Consider the following 12,835-nt stretch of genomic DNA (forward strand, 5'->3'; position numbering starts at 1 on the left):
TTGAAAGAAACTGAAAAGACGTTAATGCAAGAAGATTAACGCTTGGACTACAAAAAAAATGGGCCGCTCTAGGCGGCTCCCACTTCCATTGCCTGCTGGAGCACTAGTCATCCACAGCTCAGGCAAAATCTTTGGCAGGGGAACAAGGATTCGAACCTTGGTATGCCGGAATCAAAATCCGGTGCCTTAACCAGCTTGGCGATTCCCCTACACTGAAACTTGTACTGCTTTTGCTTCTTATCACCGCTTTAGCTTGTTGCCGTTGCGCTGACAGGCAAAATTTTATTCTACAACTCGTTGATTTGCAAGAGCGATTTCATCGGATGTTTCGTTAGCGAACTTGCTTTCCACGCTGTCCACTTCGCCGGTACCTGCTTCAGCACCTGCTCTGCTTCTTGCTCTGTGGAAAACGCGCTGAACACGCACGCTCCGGAGCCAGTCATCCTGGCCGCCCCATGACCGCTCAACCATTCGACCGCCTCTGCTACCGGCGGGAACAGGCGAATTGCCACGTCCTGCAAATCATTTTTCCCGAACCCCGCTGAATCTTTCGATTCGGCTTGATGCCCTAGGAAGTCCGCTATTCTGACGGGTTTAGTGTTTCTTGTCAAATCGGGCGCCGTAAAAATTACCGCAGTGGGCACAGAAACACCCGGCTCGATCACCACATACCAGCAATCCGGCCCCGGCACCGCCTGCAGCGCCTCCCCTACTCCCTCGGCAAACGCGGTCTCGCCGAACAGGAAGAAAGGAATGTCGGCGCCCAGCGGCAGGCCGATCGCCATCAGTTCCGCATCGCTCAGGCCGGCCTGCCACAAATGATTCGCGGCCATCAGCGCGGTGGCGGCGTCCGACGATCCGCCACCCAGCCCGCCGCCCATCGGCAGGCGCTTGTCGATGCGCACGCTGATGCCGGGCGGCGGCCTGCCGTGGCGGCGCTGAAACTCGGCCTGCAGCGCGCGCAGGGCACGCACGATCAAATCCTGCCCTTCCGGCACGCCGGGCACGTCGTTGACGCGCACGATGCGGTCGTCGGCGCGCAGGTCGAAGTCGAGGGTGTCGCTTTTATCGATCAGCTGGAACACCGATTGCAGCAGGTGATAGCCGTCCGGGCGGCGGCCGGTCACGTGCAGGAACAGGTTGAGCTTGGCTGGCGCGGGGCAGCCGTGCAGGGAAGACAGCGCCATCTCAGCTTTCCGGGAAGATCGTGATGCTGATCGACAGGTCGCCGCTATCGGCGGTGGCGCCGCGGTTCGCCTGGATGAGCTTGGGCAGTGGCGCGCCGTTTGGGCCCGGCTTGTCCTGCCACTCGGCAAAGCGCAGGTTCCAGCCATCGCGCGTGAACACATTGTTGTTGGCCGGCGATGCCACGAAGCGTTTGCCCTGGGCATCCGTGGCATAGCCTTGCAGCCAGTCGCGCAGGCCGGCCACCGGCAGGGAATAACCGAGCGCCTGCCGGGTCAGCGTGTCGATGTCCTTTTCCGTGCGCGGTTCGCGCTTGGGCTGGGTCAGCGTGGCGGAGTCCGGCGTAACGCTGATCTCGGCAACGGTCTGGCCGAAGGGGTCGAACATCGATACCTCGACGTGCCCCGGACGCTGGGTCCAGCTGAATTTGCCGCCGACCCGGTTCGTCTCGTTATTGTTCTGATAGGTCACCGCGATCTTGCCGTTCAGGTCGATGGTGTCGCGGTAGGCGGCGACCGAGGCGGTGGACAGATTGGCGGTGGAGGTGGCGCAGCCGGCCAAGGTGAAGGCGATGGTGGCGGCTGCTAGCAGGCGAAATGGAAACTTGATCGGCATCGGTACGAACTTGGATCCCCGCCTGCGCGGGGACGACGTTAATAAAAGCTGGCGAATTGATGAAATATTATTTCAAAAATAGCCATTTTTTGAAAGATTCTGTCAGAGCGATGCGCGCAAGCGGGTCAGCGTGCTTTTGAGCGCATCGTTCTTCGGATCCTTGGCCCGCGCCTCGCGCCACAGCTTGCGCGCATCGTCGTGCTGGCCCTTCTTCCACAGGACCTCGCCCAGGTGGACGGCGATCTCCGGATCGTTGCGCAGCGCGTAGGCCTTGCGCAGCTGGGCTTCGGCCTCGTCCAGCTTGCCCATGCGGTATTGCACCCAGCCCATGCTGTCCATGATGAAGGGATCGCTCGGCGCCATCTTCTGGGCCTTGTCGATCAGCTGGTAGGCTTCCTTCAGGCGCACGTTGCGCTCCGCCAGCGAATAGCCGAGGGCGTTGTACGCATGCTGGTTGTCGGGCGCCTTGGCGATCACCTGGCGCAGCGCTTTCTCCATTACCGCGGGCTTGCCCATCTTCTCGGCCATCAGGGCGTAGTCGTAAAGGAAATCCGTGTTTTCCGGGAAGCGCTTGAGGCCCTGCTCCATCAGTTTGAAGGCTTCCTGGTTCTTGCCGGCATCGCGCAGCAGCTGGGCTTCGACTAGCAGGACCTGGGCCTGCTCGGCCGGCTCCGCGGGCTTGAGCGTACCCAGCAGCTTGCGGGCGCCGGCCAGGTCGCCCTGCTTGGCGGTCAGCTGGGCGCGGCGCAGGTCGGAGCCGAACTGGAGCTTCGGGTCGTTCGTGTCGAGGCGGTCGAGCCAGGCCAGCGCGCCCGGGATGTCGCCGCGGTCCTCGGCCAGCTGGGACAGGATCAGCACGGCCTTGGTCGGGTCGCGCTCCTCTTCCGGGGCCTTTTCCATGACGTCGACGAAGCGCGTGAAGTACTGCTCGGCGCCCTGGTTGTCGTTCATCTGCATCGACAGGATGCCGAGCGCGTACAGGGTGCCTGGATTGTTCGGCTGGGCCTTGTCGAGCGCCAGGAATTCGCTGCGCGCGGCCTCGTACTGCTTGGCGTTGACCAGTATGCGGGCGTAGGCGGTGCGCACTTCCCTGGCGTCCGGATGGGTGGCCAGGAAGTCGGCCAGCACCTTCGCCGACTGTTCGTCGCCCTCCGTCACCTGGGCCAGGGTCAGGACGGCGATCTCGGAATCCGGCTTGATCTGCAGCGCGGCGCGGGCTTCGCGCAAGGCATCTTCCTTGGCGCCGCGCGCCAGGGCGGACTGGGCCAGCACCACGTGGGTTTCCATCATGTTGCCGTAGGGCGCGACCAGGCGATCGAGCATGGCGATGGCGGCGTCCTTGTCCTTGGCGCGCATCACCAGCTGCTGCATCTGGAACATCATCAGGCCGCGGGCGCCCGGGGTGGCGTCGGCAAGGCGCTGCTTCAGCACATTTTCCGCTTCGGAGAGGTTGTCGGACAGGACCACCAGCCCCAGATAGTACTGGTTGGCCTCGTCGGAGTTGGGTGCGTACTGGCGCCACAGCTTCACCGCGGCGAGGGCGTCGTCGGGCTGCTTGGCCGACAGCGCCATCTCGGCGGCGCGCTTGGCCAGGCGCGGATCCCTGGTCTGCTGGGCCAGGCTCATCAGCGTGAGGTAGGGCCCCTGCCAGTCGCCCTTCTTGTATGCCAGCTCGGCACCCATGAGCTGGGACATCATCTGGGGCGTCATCGTCACATTCGGCAGTTGCTCGTCCCCCTGCTGGGCGCTGTCCTGGGCCGGCTCGCCGGCGGCGGCGCGGCGTTGCGCCTCGGCGGCGGCGAGCGGCTGGTCGGAATGGTCGGCCTGGCTGGCCGGCTGCTGCTTGGGCGCCACAGCGCATGCAGACAGCAGGGCCGAGAGGGTTACAATGGCGAAAGTGTTTTTCAAGGTCGATCCCGCATCAACAAGATGGACCGATTCTACGCTTAACGCCTGCCGCGCGTGCGCCGTTGCAACACGAATTTACATACTTTTCCACTGTTCTTCCCTGCATCTTTCCCTGATATGCCCGAACTCCCGGAAGTAGAAGTCACTCGGCGCGGCGTCGCTCCGCACCTGGAAGGCCGTGTCGTCGAACAGGTCGTGCTGCGGCGCGAAGGCCTGCGCTGGCCGTTTCCGCCGAACCTGGACGCGCTGCTGGCAGGACGCGAAATCCTGTCGACCAGCCGCCGCGGCAAGTATTTGCTGATCCATTTCGAGCACGGCACCCTGATCATCCACCTCGGCATGTCCGGCCACCTGCGGGTGCTGCCGGAGGGGGTCGAGCTGAAAAAACACGACCATGTCGACCTGATCGTCCGAGAGAAAAATGCGGGCCCCGAAGGCCGGCGCGTGCTGCGCCTGCACGATCCGCGCCGCTTCGGCGCCGTGCTCTGGCACGGCAACGACGACGGCGAACTCGAGCAGCACATCCTGCTGCGCGGCCTGGGCGTCGAACCGCTCGAGGACGGCTTCTCGGGCGACCTGCTCCACCGCGAGACGAGGCGCCGCAACGCGCCCATCAAGCAGGTGCTGCTGGCCGGCGACATCGTGGTCGGCGTCGGCAATATCTACGCCTGCGAGAGCCTGTTCCGCGCCGGCATCAATCCGAAGACGGCGGCGTCGCGCATCAGCCGCGCCCGCTATGACAAGCTGGCCGAGGCCATCCGCGAGATCCTTGCCGCCGCGATTGTGCAGGGTGGCAGTACCCTGCGTGACTTTATTGCAGTAAATGGGCAGTCCGGATATTTCCAGCAGACATATTTCGTCTATGATCGTGCAGGAGTGCCTTGCAGAAACTGTGGCGCGCCCGTGCGCCAGATCGTCCAAGGCCAGCGGTCGACGTTCTACTGCGCGACCTGCCAGAAGTAAGCCAAAGATAGGCGGCACAACAATGCAAGATATTCAACAATACGGGGCCTGGCGCGCCAGTGTCGCCGAGGCGCTGGAACGCTACCGCGGCTGGGTGCAAGCGGCCGAACTGCTGGACGGCGCGGCCGAACAGCGGCTGGCGCGGGCCCTGGCCCGGGTGCGCGACGACCGCCTGTCGGTGGCCTTCGTGGCCGAATTCTCGCGCGGTAAATCGGAGCTGATCAATGCGATCTTCTTTGCCGACTACGGCCAGCGCATCGTGCCGTCCAGTCCCGGCCGCACCACCATGTGCCCGACCGAGCTGGCATGGGATCCGCAGCTGCCGGCCTGCATCCGCCTGCTGCCGATCGAGACCCGCGCCGGGCGCCTGGCCACCAGCGACTACCGCGAGGATCCCGCCGCCTGGACCGTGCTGCCGCTCGAGCTCGAATCGCCCGAGCGCATGATCGAGACCTTCCGCCAGGTCAGCCTGACGCGCCGCGTGAGCGTCACCGATGCGCGCAGCTACGGCCTCTACGATCCGGAAGACCCCGATCTGGCTGGTGCCCTCGGCGACGATGGCCTGGTCGAGATCCCGCAATGGCGGCATGCGCTGATCAACTTCCCGCATCCGCTGCTCAAGCAGGGCCTGGTCATCCTCGACACGCCGGGCCTGAACGCGATCGGCACCGAGCCGGAACTGACCCTCAACCTGATCCCGAACGCGCACGCGGTGCTGTTCATCCTGGCCGCCGAGACCGGCGTGACGAAGAGCGACATCGAAGTCTGGCGCACCCACATCGGCGCCGGCCCGGGGCGTATCGTCGTGCTGAACAAGATCGACGCCCTGTGGGACGAGCTGCGCACGGAAGCGGAGAACGAGGCCGCGATCGCGCGCCAGCAGGCCGGCGCGGCCCAGCTGCTCGGCCTCGAAACATCCCGGGTGTTCCCGGTATCGGCCCAGAAGGGCCTGGTCGGGCGCGTCAACCAGGACATGGCGCTGTTCGAGAAGAGCCGCATCGGGCTGCTGGAATCGGCCCTGTTCAACGAACTCATTCCGGCGCGCCAGGACATCCTGCGCCGCCAGCTGCGCGAAGACATGGACGCCATCACGGCCGGCCAGCAGGCGCTGCTGGGGGCGCGCATCCGCGACCTGGTCGAGCAGCTGCAGGAGCTGCAAAGCCTGCGCGGCAAGAACCAGGGCGTGATCGCCCACATGATGCGCCGCGTCGAGATGGAGAAAAAGGAATTCGACGCCAGCCTGTTCAAGCTGCAGGGCACGCGCGCCGTGTTCGCGACCCTGTCGACGGAGCTGTACAGCAGCATCGGCATGGACGTGCTGCAGGAGCAGGTCGATGCGGTGCGCTCCGCGATGGAAGGCGTGCTGTTCGCCACCGGCATGCGCGCGCCGGTACGGACCTTCTTCGACGAGGCGCGCGCCAGGCTGGACGCCTCCACCGCCAAGATCGGCGAGATCGGCGCGATGATGGAGACCATGTACCGCCGCTTCTCGGCCGAACACGGCCTGGCGCTGGCGATGCCGATGCCCCTGTCGCTGGCGCGCTACCGCAGCGAAGTCGACGCCGTCGAAGCGATCTGGCAGAAGCAGTCCGGCACCGCGACCCTGCTGATCACCAGCCGCGGCACGATGCTGGAGCGCTTCGTCGACACCATCGCCGCGCGCGTCAAGCACACGTTCCGCGCCGCGAATGCCGATGTCGAGGCCTGGCTGAAGGTGATCATGGCGCCGCTGGAAGCGCAGATCCGCCAGCACCGCGAACAGCTGCGGCACCGGCAATCGTCGATCCAGCGCATCCACGACGCCACCGAAAGCCTGGAACAGAAGATCGCCGCCTTCGAATCGGCCCAGCAGGCACTCGAGCAGGTCAAGACGAAATTGTCCGCACTGACGGGCGCGGTGACGCAGGTGCTGGAGGCTTCGCAGGACGCGGCGCCGGCATCGGCATCGCAGGTTTTGGAAATAGCATGAAACGATTGACCGAATTTGATTTGAGCGCGCTGGAAGACCCCGGCTTTTCACGCGCCGTGATCGACTGGCAGCGCCAGCACGGCCGCCACGCCCTGCCCTGGCAGAACACGCGCGACGCCTACCGCATCTGGCTGTCCGAGATCATGCTGCAGCAGACCCAGGTGGCCGCGGTGCTGGGCTATTACGCGCGTTTCCTGGAGCGCTTCCCGACCGTGCAGGCGCTGGCCGACGCCCCCGTCGACGAGGTGATGGCGTATTGGGCGGGCCTGGGCTACTACACCCGGGCGCGCAACCTGCACGCCTGCGCGCGCCGCGTGGTCGCCGAGTATGGCGGCGTGTTCCCGTCCGATCCGGCGCTGCTGGCCGACCTGCCCGGCATCGGGCGCTCGACCGCCGCCGCCATCTCCGCGTTTTCCAGCGGTACGCGGGCCGCGATCCTGGACGGGAACGTCAAGCGCGTGTTCGCGCGCGTGTTCGGCATCGACCAGTATCCCGGCCTGAAGCCGGTCGAAGACGCCTTGTGGCGCCGTGCCGAGGCGCTGCTGCCCGAAGGTGGCGAGGGGATCGAATCCTATACCCAGGGCCTGATGGACCTGGGCGCGACCCTGTGCACGCGCTCGAAACCCGACTGCGGCCGCTGTCCGCTGCAGGATCGCTGCGTGGCCCACGCCCTGAGGCGCACCGCCGAACTGCCGGTGCGCAAACCGAAAAAGGCGACGCCGGAAAAGCGCGCGCAGATGCTGGTCGTGATCGACCGCGGCCAGGTGCTGCTCGAGCAGCGGCCCGGCACCGGGATCTGGGGCGGCCTGCTGTCGCTGCCGGAAGTCGACGGGCATGTGGCGCTGGATGAGGACGAAGAACTCGACCGGGGCGCGGCGTCGGAGGCGGCCGCCAGGTTCGGCATGGTCGACGAGACGGAAACGCTGCTGCCGCTGGAACACGGCTTCACGCACTACAAGCTGCACATCCACCCCTACCGGATCGGGCTGGCGTCGCGCGCCGAGCTCCCTGCTAGCCACGTGTGGTGGGACCTGGCCCGAATCGAAGAAGCCGCACTGCCGGCACCCATCAAGAAACTGCTGGGCCAGCTCGGCCAGCCCTCCCTGTTCGGCTGAACAAATTCGGGGTCAGAGCACTTTTCTGGGCAACGTCCTGCTGCCATCTTTTTAGGCAGATTGCGCAAGCCCACCACGAGAGCCGCCAGCTTGGCCCTGATGGTGTTGAGCGCGAGGAATTGTTCGAAAAAGTGCTCTGACCCCGAATTTGGGCCGAAGAGTGCTCTGACCCCGAATTTTTACAACTCATCCAGAGAGAAAATCCGCTTGTGTTCGCGGATCGCGTAGCGGTCCGTCATGCCCGCGATGTAGTCGGCGATCTTGCGGGCCTGCTTCATGGTGTCGCCGGATGCTACCTGGTAGTCGAAGGGGAGCAGCACCGGGTCCGTCATGAAGGCGTCGAAGAGTTCGCGCACGATGCGGCTGGCTTTCACGCGCATGCGGTTGACCTTGTAGTGGCGGTAGAGGTTGGCGTACAGGAAGCGTTTCAGAGCCGTGGTCTCTTCGCGCATCTTCGGCGAGAAGCGGACCAGGGGCGGTCCGGCGCGCACCTCGTCGATGCTCTTCGGGGCGGCCTCGAGCAGCAGTGCCGCCGAGGTCTCGACCAGGTCGGCCGTCATCGCCGTGATCATCAGGCGGATCGTCTCGTACAGCTCGCGCCGGCCCGGCAGGCCGGGGTACTGCTGCACGACCTGGTGGTGCAGGCGCGCGAACAGTTCCACCTCTTCCATCTGCTTCATGGTCAGCAGGCCGGAGCGCAGGCCGTCGTCGATGTCGTGGTTGTTGTACGCGATCTCGTCGGCCAGGTTGGCCAGCTGGGCTTCCAGGCTGGGCTGGTGCCTGTCGATGAAGCGCTGGCCGAGTTCCCCCAGCTGGCGCGCATTCGTCAGCGAGCAGTGCTTCAGGATGCCTTCGCGCGTTTCGAAGGTCAGGTTCAGGCCGTCGAAGGCGCCGTAGTGCTCCTCGAGATGGTCGACCACGCGCAGGCTCTGCAGATTGTGCTCGAAGCCGCCATGGTCCTTCATGCATTCGTTCAGCACGTCCTGGCCGACGTGGCCGAAGGGCGTGTGGCCGAGGTCGTGGGCCAGCGAGACCGCTTCGACCAGGTCCTCGTTCAGGCGCAGGCTGCGCGCCAAGGTGCGCGCGATCTGGGCGACTTCGATCGAGTGGGTCAGGCGGGTGCGGAACAGGTCGCCCTCGTGGTTCAGGAAGACCTGGGTCTTGTATTCCAGCCGGCGGAAGGCGGTGGAGTGGATGATGCGGTCGCGGTCGCGCTGGAATTCGCTGCGCGAGCCGGCCGCGGGTTCGGGATGGCGACGCCCACGGGACTTCGACGAGTGCGCCGCATAGGGTGCCAGGTGGGCGTCGAAATCGATCATCCCCGCCCTCTCCCGACAGTCGCGACGTTGGCGTCCAGGGTCGCCAGCAGCTGCTCGCGCGGCGCCCCGGTGATGCTCGGGCTGCCCAGGGGTTTCAGCAGGATGAACTTGATGGCGCCGCCCTCGTTCTTCTTGTCGACTTCCATCAGCTCGATCCAGCGATCGGCGCCCAGGTCCGGCGCTTCGACCGGCAGCCCGGCCGCCTTCACCAGCCGGCGCACGCGCAGGGCTTCGTCGGCGCCCAGCAGGCCAAGGCGGTGCGAGAGGTCGGCCGCCATCACCATGCCGCAGCCGACCGCCTCGCCGTGCAGCCACGCGCCGTAGCCGAGGCCGTTCTCGATCGCGTGGCCGAAGGTGTGGCCGAAGTTCAGCACCGCGCGCAGGCCGCCTTCGCGTTCGTCGCGGCGGACCACGTCGGCCTTGATCTCGCAGGAGCGCAGGATGGCGTGGGCCAGCGCGGCCGGATCGCGCGCGACCAGCTTGCCGATATTCGCCTCGATCCACTCGAAGAAGGACAGGTCGAGGATGGCGCCATGCTTGATCACCTCGGCCAGGCCGGCCGACAGTTCCCTGGCCGGCAGGGTGTCGAGAGTGGCGGTGTCGGCAATCACGGCGCGCGGCTGGTAGAAGGCGCCGATCATGTTCTTGCCGAGCGGGTGGTTGATGCCGGTCTTGCCGCCGACCGAGGAATCGACCTGGGACAGCAGGGTGGTCGGGATCTGCACGAAGGGCACGCCGCGCATATAGCTGGCGGCCGCGTAACCGGTCAGGTCGCCGATCACGCCGCCGCCCAGCGCCACCAGTGTGGTCTTGCGGTCGCATTTGTTGGCCAGCAGGGCGTCGAACACCAGGTTCAGGCTCTGCCAGTTTTTATATTCCTCGCCGTCCGGCAGCACGATGGTGACGATCTCGCGTCCGCTCGCGCGCAGCGGCGCCGCCACCTTTTCCAGGTACAGCGGCGCGATCGTGGTGTTGGTGACGATCGCGACTTTTCCGCCGGCGCCGCTGCTTGTGCCGATATAGCGGGTCAGCAGTTCGCTGTCCTCTAAAAGTCCGCGTCCGATCAGGATCGGATAGCTGCGTTCGCCCAGGTCGACGTTAAGGGTAGTAAAGGCTTGTTCGTTCATGTGTGTGCGTGCCTTGGTCCGCTGGCGCGCCGCATCCAGCGCGGCCAGCTGGTCCAGTATTGTCTGAACCATCGATTGTACGTTAGGCCGGCCGGTGTCGATGACGAGGTCGGCGATCTCGCGGTACAAGGGTTCGCGCTGGGCGGTCAGGTCTTCCAGTTTCTTGCGCGGATCGGCGGTCTGCAGCAGCGGACGGTTCTTGTCGTGCGAGGTGCGCGCCAGGATGCTGTTGACGCTGGCCCGCAGGTAGATCACGGTGCCGCGCTCGGACAGCAGGCGCCGGCTGTCCGGATTCAGCACCGCGCCGCCGCCGGTGGCCAGCACCAGGCCGCTGCCGGCCGTCAGTTCGCGGATCATGTCGGCTTCGCGCCGGCGGAAGCTGGGCTCGCCTTCGATCTCGAAGATCCAGGGCACCGAGGCGCCGGTGCGGGCTTCGATCTCATGGTCCGAATCGACGAAGTGCATGCCCAGCCGGCGCGCCAGCATGCGCCCGATGGTCGTCTTGCCGGCGCCCATCAGGCCGACGAGGAAGATGTTGTTGTTCTTGCAGTGAGGCACTATTCTCGATCGCTCAAAAAGCAAACGGCCAGGATAACCTGGCCGCCGCGTGATTCGTTCAGTTGCTACCGGTTTCAGTGCATTGTATTACGGGCAGGTGAACGTGAGTTTAAAAGGAATGGTCGTTACCGTATTGAACGGCGCCGGCGTGGTGACGGTGACGTTGAACGAGGACTGTACGGTGGTCGTGCAGTTGGTCGGATTCGAGCCCGAAATACTGAAGGTGTGGGTCGAGCCCTGGTTGCCGCCGACCGCGATCCCGCTCGGATCGTCCACGTTGCTGCTGCTATGCGGCGCGATGTTCGGCACGGTGGCCGGCTGGACCGCCGCCGCGTTACCGTTGAGCATGCTCGTGATCGCCACCGTACTGCCTGCCGGCAAGGGGTTGAAGTTCACGTCATTGAACTGCAGCTGGAACACCTTGGTGGCGCTGGCGCTGATCGATCCGAGGTCATTCGGCGTCAGTGCATTGAACGAGACCCTGCTGCCGTTCATGAAGGTGTTGATGGCCGTGCCGCCGCTGAAGAACACCGCGGTCCGCGCAGTCAGGAAGTTGGTGCCGTCGGTGGTGCTGGCGCAGATCGTCGCCAGGCCGGCACGGGTGCTGTCGGGCGTGATGCTGTTGCATGCCGTGGCCGGCACGCCGGGGGTGGCGGTGAACGGCGCCTGGGCGCGCAGCGGCACCGCGCAAGTGCCGTTGGTGGTGTTGCAGCCGCCCTTGTCGGACGTGCCGATGATGCCCAGGTTGGTCTGGAAGACCACCGGGGTACCGTCCGGCACCGGGTTGGAGAAGGCGTCGCCCAGGCTGACCGAGACCGTGGCGGCCGGATTGGTCGGCGAACTCTGGACATTCCAGCCTTCGAAATTGAACTTGTCGGTCGCGATCGAGAACGCGCGCTGCACCGGCTTGCCGGTGGTCACGACGATCGAGTCCGACAGGGTCGAGATATCCGGATTGCCGTTGGCGCCCGTGTTCGGCAAGGTGGCGCGCACCTTGAACGAGGTGGCGGTCGAGCCCGAATTCACGGTGGTCACGACGTTGCCGCTGGCGTCGGTGGTATCGCTGAGCTTGTTGATCGTGACGTCGGCAGTGTCCGGGTAACGCTGGAAGGTGACCTGCTGGCCGGCCAGCGGGTTGCCGAAGGTATCGACCACCTTGAAGGTGAGCAGCGCGGTTTCGGTACGGTTGATGCCGCCCTGCCCCTGGACCACCAGCGACTGGCTGGTCGGCGATGCCGATGCGAACTGCACCGAGGCCGCGCGCGGCGGCGCGATCGTCAGCGACAGCGTGGACTGGGTGGAGATGCCGTCCGCCGACACGGTGATCACATCGCTGGTGCCGCAGCCCTTGTCGCGGTAGACGGTCTTGGCGACGCCGTTGTTGGTCGCCACGGTGGCGGCCAGGGTCGCCTTGCCCTTGTCGGCACAGTCCGACCTGAAGCTCACGTTGACCGGCTGCGCGGTGTAGGCGGCGCCGCCGCTCATCACGCTCACCGACAGGTCGGTCGATTCGTAGGCCTGGATGGAGGCGGAGGAAGCGCTCAGGGCGCCGAAGGACAGCGCGGTGGCGCCGACCGAGAAGTTGGAGTTGCCCGTCACGGCGCTGCCGGCCACGGTGCTGGTGGCGGTGACGGTGCCGGCGCCGCCCGAGGCTGCGCTGGCGGGACGCATGGTGACGCTGGCGACGCCGTTCACGTCGGTCAGCGCGGTGCCCGACGAGGGCGAGAATACCGCCAGGCTATTGTCGGTGGCGAAGGTGACGATCGCGTTCGGCACCGGCTTCTTGTTTGCGTCGAGCACGGTCGCCTTGACCGTCAGCGGGGTCGCGCTCGACAGGGCGTTCGATGCGGCGCCGCCGGCGCCGGTAAAGCCCACGCTCACGCTCGGGCTGGCGGTCACGGTGGTGCCGCCGGTGCCGGTGCCGCCGCTGCCGCTGCCGGTGGAACCGCTGCCGCCGCCGGTCACGGCGCCAGGACTGCCGCCGCCACCGCCGCAGGCGCTCAGTACCAGCGCCATCAGCAGCGCGGTGGCGACGGGCGCGCCGCGGCGCGCGATGTTGGTATTGCTCATGTCTGC

Annotated in this window: 9 protein-coding genes and 1 tRNA gene; 3 read left to right on the forward strand and 7 right to left on the reverse strand. The window is 65.7% G+C overall.

What is annotated here, in order from left to right:
- Positions 1-132: 132 nt before the first annotated feature.
- The 4 genes from AC1DOP_RS15290 to AC1DOP_RS15305 all read right to left on the reverse strand — a co-directional run bounded on the left by AC1DOP_RS15290 (position 133) and on the right by AC1DOP_RS15305 (position 3,708).
- A tRNA-Gln gene (locus AC1DOP_RS15290) sits at positions 133-209 on the reverse strand.
- A 78-nt stretch (positions 210-287) separates the two neighbouring features.
- Positions 288-1,187, reverse strand: a complete 900-nt coding sequence (gene ispE, locus AC1DOP_RS15295; RefSeq protein WP_477252074.1) for a 4-(cytidine 5'-diphospho)-2-C-methyl-D-erythritol kinase — start codon at positions 1,185-1,187, stop codon at positions 288-290.
- A 1-nt stretch (position 1,188) separates the two neighbouring features.
- Positions 1,189-1,800 carry an outer membrane lipoprotein LolB gene (locus tag AC1DOP_RS15300; protein ID WP_441934886.1) on the reverse strand — a complete coding sequence of 204 codons (612 nt, stop codon included), beginning with the start codon at positions 1,798-1,800 and terminating at the stop codon, positions 1,189-1,191.
- 102 nt (positions 1,801-1,902) lie between these two features.
- Entirely contained in the window at positions 1,903-3,708 is a 1,806-nt protein-coding gene (locus tag AC1DOP_RS15305; protein ID WP_441934885.1) for a tetratricopeptide repeat protein, read from the reverse strand.
- Between the two features lie 117 nt (positions 3,709-3,825).
- Here AC1DOP_RS15305 and mutM point away from each other — a divergent pair, with 117 nt between their 5' ends.
- The 3 genes from mutM to mutY are packed head-to-tail and all read left to right on the forward strand — an operon-like array spanning position 3,826 to position 7,755.
- Positions 3,826-4,671, forward strand: coding sequence for a bifunctional DNA-formamidopyrimidine glycosylase/DNA-(apurinic or apyrimidinic site) lyase (gene mutM, locus AC1DOP_RS15310; protein ID WP_477252076.1), 846 nt, complete (start codon positions 3,826-3,828; stop codon positions 4,669-4,671).
- 22 nt (positions 4,672-4,693) lie between these two features.
- Positions 4,694-6,640, forward strand: coding sequence for a dynamin family protein (locus AC1DOP_RS15315; RefSeq protein WP_441934883.1), 1,947 nt, complete (start codon positions 4,694-4,696; stop codon positions 6,638-6,640).
- On the forward strand, positions 6,637-7,755 hold the full coding sequence (mutY, locus tag AC1DOP_RS15320; protein ID WP_441934882.1) for an A/G-specific adenine glycosylase: 1,119 nt from the start codon (positions 6,637-6,639) through the stop codon (positions 7,753-7,755). The genes AC1DOP_RS15315 and mutY overlap by 4 nt, the downstream gene beginning before the upstream one ends.
- Before the next feature lie 179 nt (positions 7,756-7,934).
- Here mutY and AC1DOP_RS15325 read toward each other — a convergent pair whose 3' ends face one another.
- From AC1DOP_RS15325 to AC1DOP_RS15335, 3 genes are all read right to left on the reverse strand, one after another.
- A complete protein-coding gene (locus AC1DOP_RS15325; RefSeq protein ID WP_441934881.1) occupies positions 7,935-9,074 on the reverse strand; it encodes a deoxyguanosinetriphosphate triphosphohydrolase in 1,140 nt (379 codons plus the stop codon).
- On the reverse strand, positions 9,071-10,759 hold the full coding sequence (gene aroKB / locus AC1DOP_RS15330; protein WP_477252079.1) for a bifunctional shikimate kinase/3-dehydroquinate synthase AroKB: 1,689 nt from the start codon (positions 10,757-10,759) through the stop codon (positions 9,071-9,073). Before aroKB ends, AC1DOP_RS15325 begins: the two co-directional genes overlap by 4 nt.
- A gap of 87 nt (positions 10,760-10,846) precedes the next feature.
- The gene (locus tag AC1DOP_RS15335) at positions 10,847-12,829 is read right to left on the reverse strand and encodes an Ig-like domain-containing protein (RefSeq protein WP_441934879.1); all 1,983 of its coding nucleotides are present in this window, start codon (positions 12,827-12,829) and stop codon (positions 10,847-10,849) included.
- Positions 12,830-12,835 lie beyond the last annotated feature (6 nt).

The sequence above is a fragment of the Massilia sp. 01N410 genome, from assembly GCF_056399665.1.